Origin of the sequence: Streptomyces sp. N50 (genome assembly GCF_033335955.1) — a bacterium.
In the GTDB taxonomy this organism is placed as follows: domain Bacteria; phylum Actinomycetota; class Actinomycetes; order Streptomycetales; family Streptomycetaceae; genus Streptomyces.
In genome coordinates this window covers 7,991,629-8,015,187 of the sequence record NZ_CP137549.1, presented here as the reverse complement: position 1 = coordinate 8,015,187, position 23,559 = coordinate 7,991,629, and the positions used below count along the sequence as shown (strand labels likewise).

At 70.6% G+C, this 23,559-nt stretch carries 20 protein-coding genes; 5 read left to right on the top strand and 15 right to left on the bottom strand.

All coding sequences use genetic code 11. The annotated features are described in order from the left end of the window. Nucleotides 1-20 precede the first annotated feature (20 nt). From R2B38_RS35655 to R2B38_RS35595, 13 genes are all read right to left on the bottom strand, one after another. Entirely contained in the window at nucleotides 21-890 is an 870-nt protein-coding gene (locus R2B38_RS35655; protein WP_318019931.1) for a hypothetical protein, read from the bottom strand. Then, a complete protein-coding gene (locus tag R2B38_RS35650; protein WP_318019930.1) occupies nucleotides 887-2,047 on the bottom strand; it encodes a DUF3500 domain-containing protein in 1,161 nt (386 codons plus the stop codon). Before R2B38_RS35650 ends, R2B38_RS35655 begins: the two co-directional genes overlap by 4 nt. A gap of 13 nt (nucleotides 2,048-2,060) precedes the next feature. Continuing rightward, nucleotides 2,061-2,951, bottom strand: coding sequence for a hypothetical protein (locus R2B38_RS35645; RefSeq protein ID WP_318019929.1), 891 nt, complete (start codon nucleotides 2,949-2,951; stop codon nucleotides 2,061-2,063). 11 nt (nucleotides 2,952-2,962) lie between these two features. Next, complete coding sequence (locus R2B38_RS35640) at nucleotides 2,963-4,615, bottom strand: thiamine pyrophosphate-binding protein (protein ID WP_318019928.1); 1,653 nt, start codon at nucleotides 4,613-4,615, stop codon at nucleotides 2,963-2,965. Next, complete coding sequence (locus R2B38_RS35635) at nucleotides 4,612-5,718, bottom strand: amidohydrolase family protein (RefSeq protein ID WP_318019927.1); 1,107 nt, start codon at nucleotides 5,716-5,718, stop codon at nucleotides 4,612-4,614. The genes R2B38_RS35640 and R2B38_RS35635 overlap by 4 nt, the downstream gene beginning before the upstream one ends. Continuing rightward, a complete protein-coding gene (locus tag R2B38_RS35630) occupies nucleotides 5,715-6,572 on the bottom strand; it encodes an HpcH/HpaI aldolase family protein (RefSeq protein WP_318019926.1) in 858 nt (285 codons plus the stop codon). The genes R2B38_RS35635 and R2B38_RS35630 overlap by 4 nt, the downstream gene beginning before the upstream one ends. A gap of 1 nt (nucleotide 6,573) precedes the next feature. Continuing rightward, the gene (locus R2B38_RS35625; RefSeq protein ID WP_318019925.1) at nucleotides 6,574-7,173 is read right to left on the bottom strand and encodes an SRPBCC domain-containing protein; all 600 of its coding nucleotides are present in this window, start codon (nucleotides 7,171-7,173) and stop codon (nucleotides 6,574-6,576) included. 84 nt (nucleotides 7,174-7,257) lie between these two features. Further along, complete coding sequence (locus R2B38_RS35620) at nucleotides 7,258-8,064, bottom strand: ABC transporter ATP-binding protein (RefSeq protein WP_318019924.1); 807 nt, start codon at nucleotides 8,062-8,064, stop codon at nucleotides 7,258-7,260. A 219-nt stretch (nucleotides 8,065-8,283) separates the two neighbouring features. Then, complete coding sequence (locus tag R2B38_RS35615; RefSeq protein ID WP_318019923.1) at nucleotides 8,284-9,468, bottom strand: lactonase family protein; 1,185 nt, start codon at nucleotides 9,466-9,468, stop codon at nucleotides 8,284-8,286. A 106-nt stretch (nucleotides 9,469-9,574) separates the two neighbouring features. Continuing rightward, the gene (locus R2B38_RS35610) at nucleotides 9,575-10,267 is read right to left on the bottom strand and encodes a response regulator transcription factor (RefSeq protein WP_318019922.1); all 693 of its coding nucleotides are present in this window, start codon (nucleotides 10,265-10,267) and stop codon (nucleotides 9,575-9,577) included. Further along, a complete protein-coding gene (locus R2B38_RS35605) occupies nucleotides 10,264-11,580 on the bottom strand; it encodes a sensor histidine kinase (RefSeq protein WP_318019921.1) in 1,317 nt (438 codons plus the stop codon). Before R2B38_RS35605 ends, R2B38_RS35610 begins: the two co-directional genes overlap by 4 nt. 103 nt (nucleotides 11,581-11,683) lie before the next feature. Beyond that, the gene (locus R2B38_RS35600; protein WP_318019920.1) at nucleotides 11,684-12,529 is read right to left on the bottom strand and encodes an ABC transporter permease; all 846 of its coding nucleotides are present in this window, start codon (nucleotides 12,527-12,529) and stop codon (nucleotides 11,684-11,686) included. Beyond that, nucleotides 12,526-13,461, bottom strand: a complete 936-nt coding sequence (locus tag R2B38_RS35595) for an ABC transporter ATP-binding protein (RefSeq protein ID WP_318019919.1) — start codon at nucleotides 13,459-13,461, stop codon at nucleotides 12,526-12,528. The genes R2B38_RS35600 and R2B38_RS35595 overlap by 4 nt, the downstream gene beginning before the upstream one ends. 371 nt (nucleotides 13,462-13,832) lie before the next feature. Between R2B38_RS35595 and R2B38_RS35590 the strand changes: the two genes are divergently transcribed. Continuing rightward, on the top strand, nucleotides 13,833-14,879 hold the full coding sequence (locus R2B38_RS35590; protein ID WP_411978604.1) for an arabinogalactan endo-beta-1,4-galactanase: 1,047 nt from the start codon (nucleotides 13,833-13,835) through the stop codon (nucleotides 14,877-14,879). 65 nt (nucleotides 14,880-14,944) lie between these two features. On the opposite strand, the gene R2B38_RS35585 is transcribed toward R2B38_RS35590, so the two are convergent. After that, the gene (locus R2B38_RS35585) at nucleotides 14,945-15,958 is read right to left on the bottom strand and encodes a glycoside hydrolase family 26 protein (RefSeq protein ID WP_318019917.1); all 1,014 of its coding nucleotides are present in this window, start codon (nucleotides 15,956-15,958) and stop codon (nucleotides 14,945-14,947) included. A gap of 433 nt (nucleotides 15,959-16,391) precedes the next feature. Between R2B38_RS35585 and R2B38_RS35580 the strand changes: the two genes are divergently transcribed. Beyond that, nucleotides 16,392-17,096, top strand: coding sequence for an alpha/beta hydrolase (locus R2B38_RS35580; RefSeq protein WP_318019916.1), 705 nt, complete (start codon nucleotides 16,392-16,394; stop codon nucleotides 17,094-17,096). Nucleotides 17,097-17,202: 106 nt separating this feature from the next. Next, the gene (locus R2B38_RS35575; protein WP_318019915.1) at nucleotides 17,203-18,186 is read left to right on the top strand and encodes a phosphotriesterase-related protein; all 984 of its coding nucleotides are present in this window, start codon (nucleotides 17,203-17,205) and stop codon (nucleotides 18,184-18,186) included. Nucleotides 18,187-18,269: 83 nt separating this feature from the next. Here R2B38_RS35575 and R2B38_RS35570 read toward each other — a convergent pair whose 3' ends face one another. Next, nucleotides 18,270-19,163 (bottom strand): AraC family transcriptional regulator, encoded by an 894-nt coding sequence (locus R2B38_RS35570; RefSeq protein ID WP_318019914.1) that lies wholly within the window; start codon nucleotides 19,161-19,163, stop codon nucleotides 18,270-18,272. Nucleotides 19,164-19,358: 195 nt separating this feature from the next. Between R2B38_RS35570 and R2B38_RS35565 the strand changes: the two genes are divergently transcribed. Both R2B38_RS35565 and R2B38_RS35560 read left to right on the top strand, forming a co-directional pair. Then, nucleotides 19,359-20,675: an amidohydrolase gene (locus R2B38_RS35565; protein WP_318019913.1), complete on the top strand. Its 1,317-nt coding sequence runs from the start codon at nucleotides 19,359-19,361 to the stop codon at nucleotides 20,673-20,675. Nucleotides 20,676-20,752: 77 nt separating this feature from the next. Next, on the top strand, nucleotides 20,753-23,551 hold the full coding sequence (locus R2B38_RS35560; RefSeq protein ID WP_318019912.1) for an ATP-binding protein: 2,799 nt from the start codon (nucleotides 20,753-20,755) through the stop codon (nucleotides 23,549-23,551). Nucleotides 23,552-23,559: the final 8 nt, after the last annotated feature.

Here is a 23,559-nt window from a genome sequence, read left to right as displayed (position 1 = left end):
ACGGCCGTTCGCCCGGCTGCTCATCCGCCGAGCCGCGCGGGCTCCACGCCGAGGGCCGCGCAACTCCCCTCCACCAGCTCGTCGAAGGAGACGGGCCGGGGCAACACGCCCTGCTCCAGGGCGTATTGGGCGGCCTGCGCGAACGGTCCGCGCAGCGCCTCGAAGCCGACGGGGCTAAAGTCCACGGGGCTGGTCGGCGAGAGCGCGGCGCGCATCGCGTCGTAGGCGGCGCAGAGGGCGGCGGAGTGCTCGCGGGCGGCGGCCTCGGTGACGCCGATGACGTGGTTGACGGGGGCGAACCCCTTGGTGAGCGCCCACTGTTGGGCGACGTCGGACGCGTCCGGGATCGCGGTGCGGATGCGGTCGTCGACCGGGAGTTCGTTGCCCATGATCCCGAAGTCGAGGCGTCCTTCGAGGAAGTCGGCCTGGAGCCGGGCGCCTTCCGGGGCCCGCTTCACCCAGGCCGGGTCCTCGTGCTCGTCGACGTGACCGTCCTCGTAGACGACCCAGCCGACGTCGCGCAGGTCGACCCCGTACTGCTCGCTCAGGAAACCGCGTACCCACACGCCGGTGGTCTGGCTCCAGGAACGGACGCCGACGGTGCCGCCCTCGATGTCGGCGAGCGTCAACTCGCCGCAGGTGACCAGGGTTTGATGCTGGTGGCGGCCGAGCGTGGTGACCGGGAGCAGCACGACGGGCTTCCCGTGGGCGACGGCCTGGAGCAGCGTGACGACCGCCAGCTCGCAGAGGTCCACGTCCGTGTCGTTGACGAAGCCGCGCGAGGCCTTGTGCACGGGCCGTACGTCGAGCCGTTCGAGGTCCGTCCCGGTGGCGCGGACGGCGGTCTCCGCGGCGGCCGCGAGGTCGTCGCGGCCCAGAACCATCTTCATCCCGTGCTCCTCTTCCGATGGAACCGCTCGTGGTGCCGGCGCAGCAGATCGGCCCCGTAGTCGTTGCCGTTCGGGGTGCGGACCACGGTGTGGATGTGTTTGCGCGAGGGCACGTCGTTGTCGAACATGACCCCGGCCTGGTGCTCGAACTCGACGAGGATCACCGGGCTGTGGAGGCGGTAGTAGAAGGCGCTGTCCGGTGCGCCGTCGCCGATCCAGGCGAAGAGGGTGTCCGCGAGGTGGGCGGTGACCTCGTCCATGCGGACCCGTGCGTGGCCGTCGGCGGCCCGGTTGACGTAGAGGCCCATGAGTTCCGCCGCGACCGCCCGCGGGCCCGAGGTCAGTTCGCTCAACGGCAGGCCCTGGTGGGCCAGTTGGAAGTTGTCGCGGAAGGCTCCGACGAACAGGTCGGGCGGCAGCTCGTCCGCGATCACCGCCCGCTCCCGCTGACGGCGCGTCAGCGTGGTGAACAGCTCCTGCCCTACGGCCTCTTCGCGCCGGAAGACGGTCGTCCCGGCGTACTTCCCGGACGTGGCGGTCACCGGTTCGGCGCCCAGGAAGGTGGGCGTCAGCACCATCTGGTCGCCGACGAAGACGCAGTTGACGTTGACGTGGTGGCCGTCGAGCTGCCAGCCCCAGGGGCGGCCGTTCTCGGGCTCGCCGTAGACGCTGAACCAGTACAGCCACTCGTTCAACAGGTCCTGCTCACCGCGGAGTTCGCCGATGGTGAGATTGAGGTGCATCAGATCGACGACCTGGGTGTAGCCGTAGGCGCTGAGACTGGCACGGACGACGTCCAGGGCGCGGCGCCGTCCCTCGTCGTCGAAGTCCTCCAGACAGAGGCCGTGGCGGAGGAAGTACCGTGCCCCGTTGGCCCAGTGACGCCATGTCACATCGTCGACGGGGAATCTGCCGGCGGCCAGTTGCGTCGGCGAGAGTGCGGCGAGGTAGTCCTCCGCCGCCTGCCGTACCGGGCCGACGTCCACACCGGTGTCGCGCAGCGGGAAGAGGCCCGGGCGTACGCCGTCCGGTGTGGTCACTCCGCGGAAGGGTTCGGCCGCCGCGCGGCGGCGCCAGTCGATCTTCGCGAGGAGGTCCGGTGTCCACCGGTCGGGGCGCCGGCTGGGGGCGCTCGGCCGGTGTCGTAGTCCTGTCATCACTGTCCTCCTCTCAGCTTCCCCGGACGAACGCGGTTTCCTTCTCGATCGCGCCCACGTCCACGGGGGTGCGCACGAGTTCCTGTTCCAGGGCGTAGCGCCCGGCGATCTCAAGGCAGTTGGCGAGTGGAACGGTCCAACCCGCGGCTACCGCGCGACCGGCCGGTGAGTCGTCGCGCTCCCGCGCGGTGGCGGCGATGGCGTCCTTGAGGGAGCGGTACAGGGCGAGTACCGCCTCCGGCTGGGACCGCAGGACGTCGTCGCGGACGACCACCACGTGGTTGGCGGGGACGGTGCCGTGCCGGTCGATCCAGGCGAGGCCCGCCGCCTCCGCGTCGGGGATCAGCGGGACCAGGCCCTCGCCCTGACCGTCGATCGCGCGTGGGCCGAGCACGGCCGCCTCGACCTCCCCGGCGCGGAGCAGATCGACTACGCGCCCGGCCTTGGACCGTTCCACGTAGGCCGGTTCGCGGTACTGGGCGACGTGGGGTTCCTCGGTGGTGACCCAGGTGACGTCGGAGGCCTCGACGCCGTACTCCTCGCGGAGCAGGCCGCGCACCCACAGGCCGGTGGTCTGGCTGTAGGAGCGCACGCCCACCCGGCGGCCGACGAGTTGGCCGGGGGTGAGGTCGGGGCCGTCCGGGAGGCGGGTCAGGGAGCGGTGGTGGGTGCCGCCGATCATCACGACCGGGAACAGTGTGACCGGGACGCCGGCCTCGCGGGCCTGGAGGTAGGTGGCGAGAGCCAACTCGCAGACGTCGTACTCCAGTTGGCGGACCATGCGGGCGAAGGCCGGGTACAGCGGGGAGGCCTCGACGAAGCGGCAGTCGCCGCCCAGGACGGGGGTCTCCCTCAGGTGCCGGGTGTGCGGGTAGTCGCCCAGCAGGACGGTCAGCGGTGTCATCGGTGCCCGCCTCATACGTCCTCGCCGTACATGAGGCGGCGGTAGGGGACGCTCAGCACCTCGCGGGTGATGCGGACGTCGATCACGGTGGGGCGGGGCGCGCGCACGAACTCCGCGACGGCGGCGGTCAGTTCGGCCGGGGTGCGGACCGTGGCGCCTGCCCCGCCCAGAGCCACCGCGACCGGTCCAAGTTCCGGGGTCGGGATGAGGGCGAGGTTCGGGTCGAGGCCCTTGGAGCGGGACTTGTGGTACTCGGCGCCGAGTCCTTCGTCGTTCATGACGACGACGAGGAGCGGGATGCCGTACCGGCAGGCTGTCTCGAACTCGGAGAGGTGCATCAGGAAGCTGGCGTCGCCCTCCACCACGAACCCGGGGCGCCGTCCCTCGGCGATCAGCCGGCCGATCGCGAGGAGCGGGGCCTGGCCGATGGCGCCGAACATGCCGTAGTTGGAGAGGACTTCGCGGGAGCGCTGGAACAGCATGGTGCCGAAGTCGACTTGGTGTCCGCTGCCGAGCACCAGGCCCATGTCGCCGGGGAGTTCGTCGTCCAGGATGCGGATCGCCTGGCGTGGGTCGATGCGGCCCGGTTCGGTGACGTACGACGCCGGGGGCTGGAGCGGTTCGGCGAGGCGGCGCAGGACGTCGTCGGTGTGGAAGCCGTCGAGGTGGACCGAGCGTTCTTCCAGGGCGCGGCTCAACTCGCCGACGGCGGTGACCGCGTCGGCCTGGATGTAGCAGTCGGCGGCCCTGCCGTTGCCCATCACGATGTGCGGGGAGACGTCGATCTGGATGTACTGGGCGTCGGGGAAGAGGTAGCCGTGCTCGATGGTGTAGCTGTTGAGACTGGCGCCCACCGCGATCACGCAGTCGGCCTCCTGGAGGAGTTCCGTGGCCGTCCTGCTGCCGAACAGCCCGGCGAGGCCGACGTGGTAACGGGTGCTGTCGCAGAGCCAGTTCTTCGCCTGGAGGGTGGTGGCGAGGAGGGCTCCGGTCCGCTGCTGGAGGGCGAGTACCTCACCGCCGGCGCCCGCCCGGCGCGCCCCGCGTCCGGCGACGATGACCACGCGCTTGCTCGCCCGGACGATGTCGCAGGCCGCGGCGATCCGGGCCGGGTCGGGCAGGAGGCGGGGGCTGTCGAGGAGGGCGAGGGAGGGGACGTACTCGTCGTCGTCCTCCAACTCCCCCTGCTGCACGTCGATCGGAGCGCTCAGCATCACCGGCCGTGACTCGGTGCGGGCCTGGTAGAAGGCGCGCTGTACGGCGTCCTGGGCCTGGTCGGGGCGGGAGAGGTGGACGAAGCCGCACTCGACGGCGGCGGCGAAGCGGCGCTGGTCCAGGTACTGCACGGCGCCCTGGTCGCCCCAGCTGGTCTCGCCGCAGAAGGCGACCAGCGGGGTGCGGGCGCGGTTCGCGACGATCATCGAGGTGGCGAGCTGGGAGGTGCCGGGGCCGCTGGTCGTCGTAACCACCCCCGGTCGGCCGGTGGTTCGGGCCCAGCCGTCGGCCATGCCGAGGCCGGAGCCTTCGTGGCGTACCTCGTAGAGGCGGACGCCGCGCCGGTCCAGCGCGTTCATCCAGTGCATGTTGGCGTCGCCCATCATGCCGAAGACGTCGCTGGTGCCCTCCTTGACGAACGCCTCGGCGAGGGCTTCATAGGCCTTCAATTCCCGGCTTCCTTAAGGGTGTTGGACGGGACGGACAGGGTGCTTGACGAGGCGGACAGGGTGCTTGACGGGATGTTCTTGAGCACGCCCTCCAAGCGGCCGAACACACGCAGGGCGTTGCCGCCGTAGATCGCGCGCCGGTCGGTGTCGCTCAGCGTGTCGAGGGAGTCGAGGAGCCACTTCGTGTCGTCGAAGCGGTGGCCGGTCTCGGGATCCACGCCGCGGACGGCGCCGATCATCTCCGAGGCGAAGAGGATGTTCTCGGTGGGGATCACGTCGACGAGGAGTCGCATGCCGCGCCGGTGGTACACGCAGGTGTCGAAGTAGACGTTGCGCAGGACCGCTTCCTCCAGCGGGGGCCGGCCCTGGTCCTGCATGACGCCCCGGTAGCGGCCCCAGTGGTAGGGGACCGCGCCGCCGCCGTGCGGCAGGATCAGCTTCAGGGTCGGGAAGTCGGTGAACAGGTCGGACATGCACAGCTGCATGAAGACCGCGGTGTCGCCGTTGAGGTAGTGCGCACAAGTCCCTTGCAGGGCAGGGTTCCTGGACATCGCCACATGGACCATCGCGGGGACGTCGAGTTCGACGAGCTTCTCGTAGAGCGGGTAGTACACCGGGTCGGTGAGGGGCGGTGCCTGCCAGTAGCCGTCCGAGGGGTCGGGGTTGAGGAGGCAGCCGACGAAGCCCAACTCCTCGACGCAGCGCTCCAGTTCGGTGACGGAGTTGCGCACCGAGACGGGCAGCGCGTCGCCCGGTGACTGGGGCAGCTGGCACACGCCGACGAACCGGCCCGGGAACAGGCCGCAGACCCGGGCGATCAGGTCGTTGCTGACCCGGGACCAGTCGAGGCTCGTGCGTTCGTCGCCGTAGTGGTGGGCCATCTTGCCGGCGCCCGGGGAGAACAGGCCCAGGTCCGTGCCGCGTTCCAGCTGGAGTTTCAACTGGCCATGTTCCACCGCGTTCTTGATCTCGTCGTCGGTGATGTGGAGGTCGTCGGGTGACACGCGGGCGCCCGATTCCTCGAAGGCGCGGATCTGCCGTTCGCGCCAACTGCCCAGCGCGGGCGGGGCGGTGGTGAAGTGGCCGTGGCTGTCGATGATCACCGAAGGCCCTCCCTTCCGGGGATGCGGCCGGTCAGGGTGCGGCCCAGGTCGAGGCCCGGGTACGAGCGCACGGGCGCCGACATCAGGAACCGGTAGCCGTCGTCGAGGACTTGCTTGACATTGTCGGCGGTGACATGCGGATGGCCGACGGCGACTCCGCGCTCCCCGCAGACGTCGAGGACGCGGCGCTTGCACTCCAGGACGCGCGGATGTTCGTACTGGCGCGGTACGCCCAACTCCTGGCTCAGGTCGCCCTCTCCGATCAGGATCAGCCCGATGCCGGGGACCTGGTCGAGGATGTCGGGGAGGTTCTCGATGCCGCGCTGGTCCTCGATCATGAGGGCGACGAGGACTTCGCCGTCCGGGTCGAGCGGCCAGACGTCACTCCTCGCGTAGTACTCGGCGTTGGTGATGCCCCAGTAGCGGGCCGCCGCGCCCGGGCTGTCGCCGCGCAGGCCGGCGGGCTCGTGGCGGGGGCTGCCGGGGAGGCTCGGGTAGCGGCAGGCCGCGACCGCGTTACGGGCCTCGTCCACTGTGGTGATGTGCGGCCAGACCACCCCGTACGCACCGAGGTCGAGGACCTGTTTCGCGTGCCACTGCGCCTTCTCGCCGCCGTTGGCCGGGATCCGCACGAGCGGGGTGACGGCGGGCGCGAGGCTGTCGGCTGCGTGGATCTGACGTCGGTTCAGAAGGTACTGGAGGCTGTCCCGCAGGGCGGTGACGTCCCAGGGTTTGTGCTCGGTCTCGAAGACCAGGCCGTCGTAGTCGGTGGTACTGAACTCGACGGCGGACGCAGGGTCGGGGGCGGCGAAGGAGGCGAAGGCGTGGCGTCCCGACTCCAGTGCGCCGATCACGTTATTGAGCCTGGGCGGGGTCATCGCCTGCCTCCTCGGTCGCGAAGTCACCTGACACAGAAGCTTTCTGACTTCTCGTCAGGAGCCGCGCCCACCAGGCGCGCAGGCGGCCCAGCAGCCCGGCGCGGCGTGCCGGTGCCTGCGCCTCAGCTCCGGCGCACCGCTGGATCAGCTCCGCCGAGAACTCCCGGGTCATCCGCGAGACCATCGCCCCGGCACCGGACTCGACCAACGGGGCGAGCCTGCCGTTGAGTTGGACCTCGCCCTGGACGGTCACGCGCGAGTCGCCGGGTCCTTCGCCCTCGGTCACCCGGAACGTGGCGTGGGCGGTGAAGCGGGTGCCGCCCTGGCCGTCCTTGCCGCGGGCCGAGAGGCGGCCCTCGTGGTCGGACTCGGTGAGATCCAGAGCGACTCTGGCGGCGAAACTCACCTTCATCGCCCCGAACTTGACGACGAGGGTGCCGTCGAAGGAGCCGTCGTCGTGGGCCTCGCCGAGCTCCGCGCCGTTGACGCAGGCGACGACCTCGGAGGGGTTGGAGACGATCTCCCAGACGCGGTGCGGTGGGCTCGGTACGGCGATCTCTTCAGCGATCGATATCAACGCTGGGCACCTCGCAGGGCGGGTTGACGAACCGTCAGGTGATAGCGCGCTTCAGAAAGCGCGGCAGAGTGAACGCGGTTGGGCCTACGCGCCGGCGTCCGATGTCTGCAACTGGGACTTGAACAGGCTCCACAGGTCGTTGTAGAGCTCGGAGAACTCGCGGGACTCGACGAGGGAGCCGATGCTGCGTGGCCGCTCGAAGGGGACGGGCAGCACCCGGCGGATCATGCCCGGCCCGTCGGACATCACGATCACCTCGTCGGCGAGGTAGATCGCCTCGTTGAGATCGTGCGTCACGAAGACGAGCGTGCCGCCGCGCTCCCCCTCCCAGAGGTTGAGCAGGTCCTGCTGGAGCTTGAGCCGGGTGATGGCGTCCAGCGGTCCGAAGGGTTCGTCCATCAGCACGATGGACGGGTTGTAGATCAGGGCGCGGGCGATCGCACAGCGCTTCTGCATGCCGCCGGACAGCTCGCGGGGGTAGTGGTCCTCGAATCCGGTGAGGCCGACGACCTTCACCCAGTGGGCGATGCGCTCCTCCCGCTCGTCCTTGGGGACCTTGCGGAACTTCAGGGCGAGTCCGATGTTGGCCCGGACGCTCAGCCAGGGCAGCAGGTTGGCCTGCTGAGTGACGTACGCCGCCTCGGAGTTGACGGCGTTCACCGGCTCGCCGTCGAAGTGGACGCGGCCCAGGGTCGGGGCGAGCAGTCCGGCGGCCAGGTTGAGGATGGTGCTCTTGCCGCAGCCGCTGGGTCCGATGACGGCGACGAACCTGCCCCGCTCGACCTGGAACGACACGTCCTCGATGGCCGGCCGCCGGCTTCCCGGGAACTGGAGGGTGACGTGGTCGAAGCGGAGGGCTTCGGAATGGGGTGGGCGCTGATTGTTCGACAACGTGGTCTCCTTGCCCGGCCTACACGTAGGGGTTGGGGGGAGGGTGAACCTGCGCTCGCTTCGGATTGTCCGACAAGCGATGCAGCGAACGTAACAGTGGCGACCCATGGCGGCAAGAAGTGTGCAGCAAGAACGTGACACCTCTTCGAGCCCAAGATCCTTGCCGCACATGATTGTTGGACAATCATGTGCGGCTGAACCTCCAGGTGCGGCTGGACGTCAGCGTGCGCAGACGGCGACGCAGTCGGGGTTCGGTATCGCGAGGGAGTTCCCGGTGCCCGTCAGCAGACCGGAGCGGAGGTCGACGGCGAACACGTCGAGGGTGCTGCTCGCCTCGTTGGCGACGAACAGCCAGCACCCGCTCGGGTGCACGGTGAAGCTCCAGGGTTTCAGACCCCCGCAGGGGATGCGCTGGAGAAGGGAGAGCAGCCCGGTCCGGCGCTCGACCGCATACACAACGAGCGTGTTCTCACCGCGACTTGAGGCGTAGACGAAGCGGCCGTCCCGGCTGATGGCCAACTCCGCGCCACTCTTGGTTCCGGTGAAGTCCGGCGAGTCGATCGCGAGGCTCTGACGCTGCGTCAACTCCCCCGATCTGCCGTCCCAGTCGAGGAGTTGGAGCTCCGCCGTCAGCTCGGTCAGCAGATACGCCTTGCGTCCGTCGGGGTGGAAGACGACCCGTCTCGGGCCCGCACCGGCGTCGGTGGCGTAGACACCGGGTCCGTTCTCGCCGGACGACAGCGCACCCGTCGTACCGTCGAAGCCGTAGACGAAGACGCGGTCGGCGCCGAGGTCCGGGACCAGGGCGTGGCGGCGGCCCGGGGCCACGACGACCTCGTGCGGGTGCGGGCCCGACTGCCGTGGGCTGGGCCCCGATCCGGTGTCGGCGACGACCGAGACCGGTGAGCCGAGACCGCCGTCTCTGCGGATCGGGAGCGAAATGGCCAGCCCCGCCTCGAAGTTGGCGACGAGCAGCGTGCCGGAGGGGCGGTCCACGCCGAGATACGACAGTCCGCCGCCGGCCGTTCCGCCGCCGTCCGTGCTCACCTGGCCCGTCTCCGTGAGTGCGCCGGTGGTGCGGTCGACGGTGAGGACGTGGACGATTCCGCCGTCCAGTTGGCTGCCGACGTAGAGGATCGGACGGTCGGGGTGCGCCGTCACCCAGCCCGAACTCACCTGGGCCGCCGTCCCGTTGGAGGTCAGGGTTCCTTGGACGGGGTCGAAGCGGACCCCGTAGACCTGGCCGCCGTTCCAGGTGCCGACGTAGAGAAGATCGGGTCTCACCTGCGGCGCGGCTTCGGCGCTCGGTGCCGCGACGGTCAGCGGCATACCTGCCGCGGTCGCCGTCGCCGCCATGGCGCCCAACATCGTTCTGCGGGACACAGCCCCTTTGATCTCGACCATGGGAAGCAACAGTTGTCCCGATGTGCCGCAGCGTCCACATCGTGTACGAAGCTGTGCGTGCGGGCGGTGCAACCTAAGGTTGCGTGACGGCCGGGGCCAACTCGCCTTACTGGTCCGAGGAGTTGGGGCGGGCCAGGCCCAAGTCGTAGGCCAGGATCACCGCCTGGATGCGGTCGCGGGCGCCGACCTTCGCAAGGACGCGGCCGACGTGGGTCTTCACCGTGGACTCGGACAGGAAGAGGCGTTCGGCGATCTCGCCGTTGGTCCAGCCCTGGCCGATGGCGACGAGGATCTCGCGCTCGCGTTCGGTGAGGGAGCGGATGCGGGGGTCGTCCGTCGCGGGCACCGTCACGGGTCCTTCCGGTGAACTCTTCGGCAGGTGCTGGGCGTAGGCGTCCAGCAGGCGGCGGGTGAGCGCGGGCGCGATGACGGCGTCGCCGGAGGCCACCGCCCGGATGCCGGCGAGGAGTTCCTCGGGGTGGGCGTCCTTGAGGAGGAAGCCGCTGGCTCCGGCGCGCAGTGCCTCGTGGGCGTACTCGTCGAGGTCGAAGGTGGTCAGGATGAGGACGCGGGAGCGGTCGCCGGCCGCGACGACCCTGCGGGTGGCCTCGATGCCGTCCATGCCGGGCATCCGTACGTCCATCAGGATCACGTCGGGCCGCAGTTCGGCGGCCATCCGCACCGCCTCGCCGCCGTGCCCCGCCTCGCCGACCACCTCGGTGTCGGGGTTGGCCTCCAACAGCATGCGGAAACCCAGGCGTTGGAGGGGCTGATCGTCCACGATGAGCACGGTCGTCATGCCGCTCCCCCGATCGCGTCGGGCGGGGTGAGGTCGAGGGTGACCCGTACCGTCCAGCCGCCGCCGGGGGCGGGGCCCGCGGTGACGGTGCCGTGGTACAGGGCTGCGCGTTCTCTCATGCCGGCGAGTCCGTGTCCTTCGTCGTGGCTCGGTTCGGGTCCGCTGACGGTGCCGCCCGGGCCGGTGTCGTGGCAGTCGATGTGCACCCTCAACTCCTCGACGGTCACGGCGAGTTCGACGCGGGTGTCGTGGCCCGCGTGCTTGAGGGCGTTGGTGAGGGCCTCCTGCACGATGCGGTACACGGTGAGTTGGACCCCGCGATCGAGGGCGGCCGGTTCGCCGCCGGTGCGGTACACGACCTGCGGACCGGCCGCGCGGATACGGGCGCACAGGGCGTCGAGGTCGGCGACACCCGGCTGCGGGCTGAGTTCGGGAGCGTCCGGCGTGGCGGTCTGCACACGCAACACGCCCAGCATGCGCCGGAGTTCACCGAGCGCCTGGCGGCCCGTGTCGCCGATGAGGAGCAGCGCCTGCTTTCCGCGCTCGGGGGCGAGGTCGGTGGCGTAGGCGCCGCCGTCGGCGAGGGTGATGATGACGGAGAGGTTGTGGCCGATGATGTCGTGCATCTCCCGTGCCACGCGGGTGCGTTCGGCGGCGGCGGCGAGCTTGCTGCGCTGGTCGCGCTCGATCTCCAGGCGGGCCGCACGGTCGCGCAGTACGGCGAGTTGGGCGCGCCGGATGCGGACGACGAAGCCGAGTGCGACGGCAGCGGTGATGGTGCTGAAAAGTACGAACAGAGCGTCCAGGACCGGGACTTCGGACGGCAGCCGCAGGGCGAAGAGGCCGAGGGCGGCGAGGGTGACCGCGCAGGCGGCGGGCAGCCGCCGCAACTGCCCGTGCAGGACCAGGCTGTAGAGGGAGATCAGCAGCGCGACGTCGGCGCGCAGCCAGACCCCGAGTCCCGCCTGGACGAAGAACACCGCGGCGATCAGCGCGAAGGCCAGCGTCGGTCGGCGGCGGCGCCAGAGCAGCGGCAGTACCAGGCCCAGCTGCAGGGCGATGGTCGCCGGCCAGGGGAGGTGGATGAAGCTGTTGTCGAAGCCGCGCCGTCGGCCGTCGTCGCCGTCCAGCATGTCCGGCAGGCAGAACATCAGCACGACCAGGACGATCAGAGCCGTGTCCAGCACCCAGGGGTGTCGCCGGTCGCCCTGCTTGACCCGGCGGCCGAACCGGGACAGCCGGCCGGCCACGGGGTGGCTCCACGGCAGGTCCGTCTCCGCGAACAGCACGTGGGCGGGGTCGTCGGCGCTCATCGGTGTCACTGGTCCGGGTTCATGGAGGTCACCTGTCCATTGTGGGGCCCCACGCCGATGCGGCATCCGACCGTCGAGCAGGCCGGATGCCGCGTCGCGGGTCTCAGGCGTCGGTCTTCACCAGCCGGTAGGCGGCCCCGCCCAGTGCGAGCGCGGTCCAACCGAGGAAGACCAGGAGTCCGGCACCGGGCGAGAGGGTCGTCGAGTCGTGGGTCAGCGCGAACATCGCCTGGCCCGCGTTGCTCGGCAGATACGGGCTGATGTTGTCCTGCCAGGAGCTGGGCAGCAGCTCGATCAGTCCGGGCACCAGCATCAGCGAGGCGACCAGCACCGAGATACCGCCGGCGACCGAGCGGAGCCACGCGCCCAGCGCGGTGCCGATCACGCCGACCAGGCCGAGGTAGAGACCGGCGCCGAGCAGGCTCCGTACGACTCCGGAGTGGGAGAACGAGAGGGCCGCGGGCGTACCGGAGACGATGCCGCTCACGATCGGGAACGCGACGAACACCCCGACGAGTGAGACGCCGAGCGCGACCACGCCGAACACGAGGGCCTTCGACCACAGCACGGGCAGGCGGCGCGGCACGGCGGCCAGCGTGGAGCGGATCATGCCGGTCGAGTACTCGCCGGCGGTGACCAGGACGCCCAGCACACCGAGCGCGAGCTGCGCGAAGTTCGTACCGAAGAGGGAGATGTCGAGCGCGGTGGAGTTGGCGTCGTCGGGCCGCAGATGCCCGCCGTCGTAGGAGGACTTGTAGTGGGCGGCGGCGATCAGGCCGAACGCGATCAGGAACAGCAGGCCGAGGCCCAGGGTGATCCAAGTGGAGCGCAGGGACCACAACTTGGCCCACTCGGAGCGCAGTACGCGACGCCCGGTGACCTTGTACGGCGGGCGGGCCGCCTTCACCGGTGCGGGTGCGGCGCTGTCGGTCGCGGTGATGGTGCTCACGCGGCCCTCCCGGGGGTCTCGACGGTGGTGGAGCCGTGGTACTCGACGGCGTCCCGGGTCAGGTCCATGAACGCCTGCTCCAACGAGACGGTGCGCGCGCTGAGTTCGAAGAGCGGGATGCCGTGCTCGGCGGCCTTGAGGCCGATGGCCCGCGCGGTCAGCCCGGTGACGTGCAGCTCCTCGGAACCGACCTCGCCGCTGATCTCGACGCCGGGTCCGGCGAGGACCTCGCGCAGCCTGGCGGGCTGTTCGGAGGCGACGGTGACGGTGTCGCCGCCCGCGTGCCTGACCAGGTCCTGCACGGTGGTGTCGGCCAGCAGCCGCCCTCGTCCTACGACGATCAAGTGGTCGGCGACCAGGGCCATTTCACTCATCAGGTGCGAGGAGACGAAGACGGTACGACCGTCCGCCGCGAGCCCGGTCAGCAGGTTCCGGATCCACAACACGCCTTCGGGGTCAAGGCCGTTGACGGGTTCGTCGAGCATGACGGTCGCCGGGTCGCCGAGCAACGCGGCGGCGATGCCGAGCCGTTGGCCCATGCCGAGGGAGAAGGCCCCGGCCCGCTTCTTCGCCACGGACTGCAGGCCGGTCATCTCGATGACCTCGTCGACCCGGCGGCGCGGGATGCCGTGCGTGTGGGCCTGCGCCATCAGGTGGTCGAACGCGGAACGGCCCGGGTGGATCGACTTGGCCTCAAGGAGCGCGCCGACCTCTTGGAGCGGTGCAATGTGCTCGGCGTAGGGCTTTCCGTTGACCGTGACGGTGCCGCTGGTGGGCGCGTCCAGGCCGACGATCATGCGCATCGTGGTGGATTTCCCGGCGCCGTTCGGGCCCAGGAAGCCGGTGACCGTGCCGGGCCGGACGACGAAGTCCAGCCGGTCGACGGCCGTCTTCTCCCCGTACCGCTTGGTCAGTTGGTGTGCCTCGATCATCGGTTTCCCTCACGCTCACGTGCCGCCGCCCCCACTGGGCCTTCCCACCGGCAACGCTAGGAGGGCGGGGGTCCCGAAACCGTCGTACCGGGGGGTCATTGAGGGCGCTGGCGTAGTACCTCGGTACCACTGTGTGCATCGAGTTGTGTACGTTCCCATCTTCCACGCACACACATCACGCCCACGAACAGCGGGAAATACAACCGACACACATATTTACAGCGCCTGTTACCTCTCCTACTGTGAACGTTCTCAGAACCAACCCGCATGCGCATGTCAGTCGACCCAAGGAGGTCGGGATCCACGTGAGAAGCCCGGGCCGCATAGTCAAAGTCGCCTTGCTCCTGGCCGCAGTCGCCCTGCCGGCGGCGATGATCACCCCCACGGACGCCGCCGCGGCGAACTCGCTCACCATGCTCGGCGCCGACGTCTCGTCCGCGCAGCGAGCGATCGACCTCGGCGCCAAGTACTACGACTCCAGCGGGACCGCCAAGGACCCGCTCGACATCCTCAAGGGCGCCGGTGTCAACTACGTCCGCCTGCGGATCTGGAACAACCCCGCCAGCGGCTACAACAACAAGGCGAAGGTGCTGGCGTACGCGAAGCAGGTCAAGGCCAAGGGCCTCAAGCTGCTGATCGACTTCCACTACTCCGACACCTGGGCCGACCCGGGCAAGCAGTACAAGCCGGCGGCCTGGTCGAGCCACGGCATCAGCGCGCTGCAGACCGACGTCTACAACTACACCTACGACGTCTGCAACAGCCTCAAGTCCCAGGGGACCACCCCGGACAGCGTGCAGATCGGCAACGAGATCAACGTCGGCATGCTGTGGGACGACGGCAAGGTCGTCAACAACAGCTTCACCAACCTCGGTCTACTGCTGAAGTCCGGCTACAACGCGACCAAGGCGTGCAACAGTTCCACCCAGGTGATCATCCACACGGCCGACGCGGACAGCGACTCCAACGCCCGCTGGTTCTACGACGGCATCAAGGCGCAGGGCGTCAACTGGGACATCACCGGGCTGAGTTACTACTGCATGTGGCACGGCACGTTGGCCAACATGGGCAGCGTCGTCTCGGACATGAAGTCGCGCTACGGCAAGGACGTCATCATCGCGGAGACGGCCTACCCGTTCACCTCGTCCGACGCGGACAGTACGGCGAACTCGGTGACTTCGGGGTGCTCGGGCTATCCGCTCACCTGGGCGGGCCAGGGCGCGGAGTTCACGGCGGTGCAGAACACGGCCCGGAGCGCGGGGGCGATCGGTGTCTTCTACTGGGAACCGACCTGGTACGCGGTCACGGGCAACGGCTGGGACCCGGCCAACATCTCGGGGAGCGGGGATGGTTGGGACAACATGGCGATCTTCAACTGGACCGGCCAGGTGAATCCGAACGTGAAGTGGACGCCATAACAAGGTAGTTGGCCGTCCATGAGCGGCACCGCCCTCTTCTCCGGGTGGTGCCGCTCTCGCCGCGCTCAGGGCTGATGATCTGTCAGGGTCCGGTATACGGCTGAGGACTTGGGGTTGTCGCGGCAGCGCCAGACGCCGTGGGGGCAGTAGTCGCTGATGGTCTGGTAGAGCGGATGCTGTCCGGCCATCCAGGTGAGCATGCCGCGCATGTAGGTGGGGTTGTCGCCGTTCTCGTACAGGCCCCACTCGGGGTAGGCGATGGGCTTGTGATGCGCGCGGGCGAAGTCGACCTGCGCCAACAGCCCATACGGCTCGGTCAGTTGCTGCGAGAAGGCCAGCCCGCGGGGGGCGTCGTACGCGTCCATGCCGATGACGTCGACGTAGTCGTCGCCCGGGTAGCACTCGGTCCAGGGGATCGCGTCGCGGCCGCGGTTGGGGGTGAAGTCGAACCGGAAGTGCTGCCCCGGGACGGATCGCATCGCGGCGACGATGCGCGTCCAGTACCGCTTCCAGGACGCAGGGTCGGGCGAACAGCGGTGGCTGTAGGTGGTGCCGTTCATCTCCCAGCCGAGGACGATCTCGGTGTCGGGCACGCCGAGTTGGACGAGTCGGTCGGCGAGGGCGCGGAAGTGGTCGTCGTAGCGTCCGTCCGCTCCGTCTCCCAGCTCGGTGCGGACCACGTTGTCGGGGAGGTGGGCCTCGTTGCGGTCCAGCATCGGCACATTGAGGACGAGGAGCCGGTCCTGCTCCCCCCGACGCCAGTCGGCCCACAGGGCAAGGTCGTTGGAGGCGCCCTCGATGTCGCTCCAGTTGTCCCCGGGCAGATACGCGTGCCCCACCCGGGGCTCGGGCCGACCGAGCCAGGCCCCGAACCCGGCCACCCGCCGGACTGCGTCGGCGCCGTAACCGACGTAGGCGCCGTAGGCCGTGGGCGGGCCGGACGCCTGCGCCGGGGCGGCTTGGGCGGGCGGGGGCGGGGATTCGACACCGGGTACGCAGGCGGGCCCGGCCAGCAGCACGAGCGCGAGGGCGACGGTGAACAGGGCCGACGGGGTGCGGCGCGTCCCGGGCGGGGGCACTGGGCGGGGCTCCTTCTTCGGGGGCGTGGGGTGGTGGGGGCGGGGATGTGCCGGGTGTCGGGGATGCGGTGGGTGTAAGGGGATGTGGTAGGTGCCGGGGGGGCGATGAGGCGGGTGCGGGGGAGGGAGGATGCGGGGGTTGCTCCGGCGCCCGAGCAACGTATCAGCGTGGGGCGGAAGATGAGGATGTAGCGCGCTATAGGGGACATGAGCGCCGGGTGTAGCGGAGAATGCCGCGGCCGACGTTGGACCCGTCCAACGAGCTTCGTCAGTTGCCCGGCCCTGACCACGGAACCCGGACGGGCGCGAATCCGGGCGGCGCCGCCCCAAGGCTCAAACAGCCGTTCCCCTCACACCCGACGCGCGCCCACGCGAAAGGACTGCGCGCCGTCGCGAAAGACGGCGACCGTGTCCCCTTGGAAGAGTCGGCTCCATGACATCGGAACGGGTGGAGAACGTCGTACTCGTCCACGGCGGGTTCGTGGACGGCTCCGGATGGCGGAAAGTGCACCGGCTGCTGACGGGCGACGGGTTCCGGGTGAACGTCGTGCAGAATCCGGCCCTGTCCCTCGCGGGCGATGTCGCCCTGACCGAGCGGGTGTTGGACGCCCTGGACGGGCCCGCGATCCTGGTCGGGCACTCCTACGGCGGGGCCGTCATCACCGAGGCCGGGAATCACGACCGGGTCGCCGGGCTCGTATACATCGCGGCGTTCGTGCCCGACAAGGGCGAGTCCGTCAACACGCTGATCGCCGACCCCGAGCCGGGGGCACCGGTGCCGCCGATCCTGCCGCCGGTCGACGGGTTCCTGTTGTTGGACCGGGACAAGTTCCACGCGTCCTTCGCGGCCGACGTTCCGGTCGCCGAGGCCGAGTTCATGGCCGACGCGCAGGTGCCGTGGGGGCTCGACGCGCTCCGCGGCGCGATCGGTGAACCGGCCTGGCGGCACAAGCCGAGCTGGTACCTGGTGGCGACCGACGACCGGATGATCCCGCCTCCCGTGCAGCGGGCCATGGCCCGGCGGGCCGGCAGTGCGGTCACCGGCACCGACGCCGGCCACTCCGTCCACGTGTCCCGGCCTGACGCCGTGGCCGACCTCGTCCGGCAGGCCGCGGCCGACGCCGTAGACGCCGTCTGACACCCGCCGCATCTCATCTCCACTCCCCCGCACGCACCGCAACTCCCCACCCCCGGCCGCCCGTTCAAAAGGGCACCCGCCGCCGGGCACGCACCGAAGGATCACCATGACCAGCCCTCAAGCACCCCAAGTCCAGACCGTCCGCGGCCCCGTCGCCGTGACCGGCCTCGGCACCGTCCTGATGCACGAACACGTCTTCGTCGTGAGCGAAGAACTCCGGCAGAGCCTCCCGGAGACCTGGGACGAACAGGAACGCGTCGCCGACGCCGTCTCCCGGCTGAAGGCCCTCGCCGCGACCGGTGTCTCCACGCTCGTCGACCCGACCGTCATCGGACTCGGCCGCAATGTCACCCGCGTCGCCCTGGTGAACGAGCAGGTGGACCTCAACATCGTTGCGGCGACCGGTATTTACACCCTCGCCGACATCCCGGACTTCTTCCGGTACCACGGCCCGGGCACCCTGCTCGGCGGCCCCGAGGGCATGACCGACCTGTTCGTCCGTGAACTCACCGAGGGCATCGCGGACACCGGCATCCGGGCCGCGTTCCTGAAGTGCGCGATCGAGGACCAGCTCACCCCGGGCGTGGAACGGGTGATGCGTGCGGTGGCCCAGGCCCATCTGCGCACCGGCGCCCCGATCACCGTGCACACAAGTGCCGCCGCCCGTACGGGACTTGTAGCGCAGGACATCCTGCGCAGCGAGGGCGTGGACCTCGGGGCCGTCGTCATCGGGCACAGCGGTGACACCGCCGACCTGGACTATCTGCACCAGCTCATCGACAACGGCTCGTACGTCGGCATGGACCGCTTCGGTCTCGACGTCCTGCTGCCCGAGGACCAGCGGGTGGCGACCGTCGCGGCCCTCGCGCGCGAGGGGTTCGCCGCGCGGATGGTCCTGTCGCACGACGCGTCCTGCCACATCGACTGGTTCCCGCCGGGCGTACGGGAGCAGATCGCGCCCAACTGGCACCACACCCACCTCCACGACGAGGTGCTCCCGGTCCTGCGCGCCGCCGGTGTCACCGAGGCCCAGCTCACCACCATGCTGGTCGACAACCCGCGCCGGTACTTCACCCCGGCCAACCCCTAGCCATTACGGCCCACTTGGCCAACCGAGGCTCGTCGCGCACCACTTGGCTAACTCCCGGTCGTTGCGGCCCACTTGGCCAACTCCTAGCCGTTCCGCCTCGCTTCGCGCGGAGTCAGCCCGAACTCCGCGCGGAACGCGGTGGCGAAGGAGGCGTGGCTGCCGAAGCCGCTGGCGTGGGCGATCTCCGCGATCGAGTACGTCGTCCAACCCGCGCTCCCCAGACGCGCACGCGCCACGTTCAGCCGTTCGCGGCGGATCAGGTCGCGGGAGGTGGTGCCCGCGGCCTGCAGTACCTGCTGGACATAGCGCGCGGACCACCCGAGCGCCCGCGCGATGCCGACGACGTCCAGGTCACGGTCGCAGGCGTGCTCGCGGACGTAGCGCCGGATCGCGGCCTCGACGCTCGCCCGCTGTCCGGTGGGCGCCGAGTCGACGCCGCCTTCCGCGGCGAGGCACACCAGGTCGAGGAGCCGGTCGCAGGCGATGTCGAAGGTCGTCTCGGAGAGGTGCTCGCGCTCCTCGTGCAGGGTGGTGGTCAACTGCCGTACGACACGGCCGAGTCCGCGGTCGCCGCCGAGAAGATGCGGTCCGCCGGCGGCGAGCGCGCTCCGCGCGGAGAGGTGTTGCCTGGACACGATCAGGGAGATGCTGCGGAGGTCGGCGCCGTGCGCGAACCTCAGGGGCCGGTCGATGTCGCACAGCGCCATGACGCCGGGCCCGATCTCGCCGGAGGCCGCGCCCTGTTCGACCCAGGCCGATCCGGAGAGCGGGACGAGGAGTTCGTACGTGCCGCGGGGATCGGTGCGGATGTGCCGGTTGTCCCGGTCCACGACTTCCTCGCCGCCGGAGCACAGGGCGAGACTGTAGGTCTTCGACCGCTGCCACTCCAGGTGCCCGGTCCACGGGGCGCGGTGGTCCGGCACCTTGATCCGGCTCGCGCCGTGGAGGCCGGTGAAGACCTCGTCCCAGGCGCTCACGGAGGAGACGGTCAGAGCTTGGCTCCAGGAAGACACACCTCATCCTATCCACCCGAAACCGGCGATGCTCATGACAGCGCAGTGGCCCGTTTCCCTACTCCTGTGATCGAGTTCACGCCCCCGGGATCGAACTTTTGGACCGGTCCCGCATCTTGTTCTCGTTGACAGCACTCCCTCCGGAAGCGAGCTCCCCCCATGTCCGTGTCTCGTCGCTTTCTCGCCCCCGTGGTCCTGCCGGCCGACCCGTCCTGCTCGGTCCTGCGCGACGCCGTCGTCGACGTCGGCGCGGACGGCCGCATCACCCACTGCGGCCCGGCGGCCACCGCTCCCCCGCTCCCGGCCGGCGTCCCCCTCACCTCGCTGTCCGGCATCCTCGCTCCCGGCCTGGTCAACACCCACGCGCACTCCCCGATGACCCTCCTGCGCGGACTCGGCGGCGACCTCCCGCTGGCGTCCTGGCTCCAGGACGCCGTCTGGCCCGCCGAGGCCCGCATGCGCCCCCGCGACGCCCACGCGGGCATGCTGCTGGGCTGCGTCGAGATGCTGCGCCACGGCGTGACGACCAGCGCCGAGATGTACGCGCACGCCGAGCAGGTGGCCGACGCTGCACTCGAAGCCGGGAGCCGGGTCCTGATCGCGCCCGCCTACTTCGACCGGCCCGGCGACGACTGGCACACGGACCTCGCGGCCATCGGCAAGTGGATCGACACGGACGGTCTGCGCTTCGGGCCGGGTGAGCGCGTCGAGCTCTGCTACGGCCCGCACTCCGCCTACACCCTGCCGCCGGAGGCACTGCGCGCCACGGCGGAGGAGGCGGCACAGCGCGGCGCCCTGGTGCACATCCACGTCGCGGAGACCCTCGCCGAGGACGTCGTCCAGCGGGAGTCGCACGGTTCGGTACCTCAACTGCTCCAGGAGACCGGCCTGTTGGACGGGCGGCTGCTCGCGGCCCACGCCGTGCATCTCTCCGCCGACGACATCCGGCTGCTGGCCCGGGCGGGTGCCGGTGTCGCGCACTGCCCGGGCTCGAACGCCAAACTCGCCTCCGGTACGGCCGATCTGCACGCCCTGCGCGCCGCGTCCGTCGCCGTCGGTCTCGGCACCGACGGGCCCGCGAGCAACGACGACCTCGACCTGTTCGAGGAGGCCCGCCTCGCGATGATGTTCTGCCGTCTCGCAACGGCCGACGCCATGGCCCTCACCGCCGCGGACGCCTTCCTCATGGCGACCTCGGCCGGTGCCGCGGCCCTGGGCCGGACCGACATCGGCGCCCTCCGCCCGGGAAACTGGGCGGACATGATCCATCTCTCCGTGGACGGGCCGCACTTCGCCGCGGGCCTCGACGTCGAGGACGGCCGGCTGCTCGCCAACCTGATGTGGGCGGCCGGTTCCCGAGCGGTCCAGGACGTGTGGGTCGCGGGCGAGCCCGTCGTCGTGGACGGCGAGACGGTGAAGGTGGACCGTGTCGCCGCCCAGCACGCGGCCGCGGAGGCGGCCGCACGCATCGCCTGAGCCTGAGACACCGACCTCAGGCGCCGTTTGGACCGTTCCTGTTCCCGCTCGACCGCTCGACCTCTACGGGAGGCGTCATGGCATCGGCAGCCCTCACCCCGCCGGCCCTCGTCGGACGATCCGCCGAACTGGCCGTCCTCGACGGGCACTTCGACGCCTCCCGTGCGCGGGGAGCCGCGCTGATGCTGACCGGGGAGCCCGGGGTGGGCAAGACCGCCCTGCTGGAGGCCGCGGCACCGCGCGCGTCCGGGGCGGGCTTCCGGGTGCTGCGGATCTCCGGCTGCCCGTTCCAACGAGGCGTCGGTTTCTCGGCGTTGAACCAGCTGCTGCAACCGCTGGCCGAGGGGATTCCCGCGCTGCCCGCCCGGCAGGCGGAGACCCTCCAGGCGGTCCGCGGGCTCTCCGACGAGCCGCCGACCGAGCTGCTCGCCATCGCGAACGCCGTACAGGCCCTGCTGGAACGGTCCACCGCCGAGACCGGTCCGCTCGCCCTGATCGTCGACGACGTGGCGTGGGTGGACCGGCCCAGCGCCACGGTTCTGGGCACCCTCGCCCGCGCCCCGCACACCGGACCGATGGCCCTGCTCGGCGCCTCCCGGACCGGCGACGAGTCCTTCCTCGGCAACATCGGGATACCCGAGTACGAGGTCCGGCCGCTGGACGACGTCTCGGCGAACGCGCTGGTGGCCGAGCGGTTCCCCGCGATGACGCCCAGAGTCAGACGGCGGCTGGTCGCGGAGGCCCGGGGCAACCCCCTCGCCCTGCTCGAACTGCCCGTCCCTCTCAACGACTTGCAGCAGCGGGAGCGCGGAACCCTGCCCGCCGTACTGCCGTTGACCGAGCGCCTCAAGGGCATCTTCTCCACCCGGGTCGCCGCGCTCCCGGCCGCGACGCGGAAGCTGCTGCTGCTCGCCGTGCTGGACGGTTCGGGTGAACTGCGCATCCTCCAGCGGGCGTCGGGCGGACCGGACGGTCTCGCCGGGCTGTCCCCGGCCGAGCGTGCCGGGCTCGTCCAGGTCGACGGTGTCACCGGCAGGCTGGAGTTCCGGCATCCGCTGACGCGTTCCGCGGTGCTGGACCTGTCGACCAGCGAGGAGCGCCGGTCGGCCCAACTGGCCCTGGCCGCCGAGCTTCCCGAGGGTTCCGAGCACCGGGCCCGGCACCTCGCCGACGCGGCCGTGGGCCCCGACGACCGGGTCGCCGCCCTGCTGCACGAGGTGGCGTACGGCACCCTGCGGCGCGGTGACGCGGTCGGCGCCATCACCACCCTGCTGCGCGCCTCGGAGTTGAGCGCCACCGGCACCGACAAGGCCCGCCGGCTGGCGGAGGCGGCCTGCCTCGGCGCCAACATCACCGGCGATCTGCGCAACGTCCGCGCGCTGCTGGCCAACGCCGACCACGCCGACCCGTCCGGCGTCGACTCCCTCGCGGCCGCCACCGCGGCCGCCAGTCACCTCCTCAACGGCGAGGGCGACGTGGACACCGCCCACCGGCTGCTCATCGGCGCCATCGAGGCCCATACGTGGCCCGACGACACGGAAATGGTCGAGGACATCTTCCGCGAGGCCCTCAACACCCTTCTCATGGTGTGCTTCTACGGCGGCCGGCCGGAACTGTGGCACTCCTTCGAGGACGTCGTGAAGCGCCGGCGCCCGCCCACATCGGGCCGTCTGCTGCCGCTGATCCTGGGCACCTTCGGCGATCCGGCGTACGGCGCGCTGCCTTTCCTCGACCGGCTCGACCACCTCGTCTCCGGACTGCACCAACAGCCCGATCCCGTACGGGTCTTCGGCATCGCGCTCTCCTCCTCCTACATCGACCGCCTCCCGGGCTGCCGGGGCGCGCTGCGCCGGATCATCGACGACGGCCGCGACGGCGGGGCCGTGGCGCTGGCGATCCAGGCGCAGTTCCTGCTGGGCAACGACGCCTACGCGGGCGGCCAGTGGGACGACCTGCTGGAGATCACCGAAGAAGGACTCGCCTGGTGCGCGACGTACGACTACCGGCTCACGGCCTCAACAGGCCACTTCCAGCGGGGACTTGTGGCCGCCGCGCGCGGCGACGGCGGCACCGCCCGCGAGATCGCGGACCGGCTCGTCTCCTGGGGCAACCCGCGCGGACTGGGCGCACTGCGGATCTACGCCTCGCACATCCGGGCCCTGTCGGCGCTCGGCGGCGCGGACTTCGACACCGCCCATCGCCTGCTGCGGGCCCTGGTCACCCCCGGCGAGGTGCCGCGGTTCATGCCGCACGCGCTGTGGCTCCTGCTGGACTTCGCCGAGGCCGCCGTGCACACCGACCATCACGAGGAGGCGGCCGCGCACATCGCGGCGGTCCGCAGGACCGACATCCCTTTGATCTCACCCCGGTTGGCCATGCTGACGGACGCCGCCGAGGCGATGGCGGACCCGGACGTCATCGACCACGACCTGTTCGAGGCGGCCATCGCCACGCCCGGCGCGGAACGCTGGCCGTTCGACTGGGCGCGGATCTGCCTCGCCTACGGCGAGCGGCTGCGCCGCGCCAAGGCGGGCGGCGCGGCCCGGGTCCACCTGGACGCCGCGCTCGGCACGTTCGAGCGGCTCGGCGCCGTCCCGTGGAGTGCGCGGGCGGCCAACGAGCTGCGGGCGAGCGGGATTCCCGTCAGGCCGCTCAAACCCGTCGAGTCCGACGACCGGGACCGGCACGCGCTGCTGACCCCGCAGGAGCGGGTGGCGGCCCAACTGGCCGCCACCGGGCTGACGAACAAGCAGATCGCCGCGCGGCTCTTCCTGTCGCCGCGCACGGTGGCGGCCCATCTCCGCAGTGTCTTCCGGAAGTTGAACGTCACCTCACGGGGCGGCCTGCGCGACGCGCTGACCGGCCCCATGCCGTGACGTCTTAG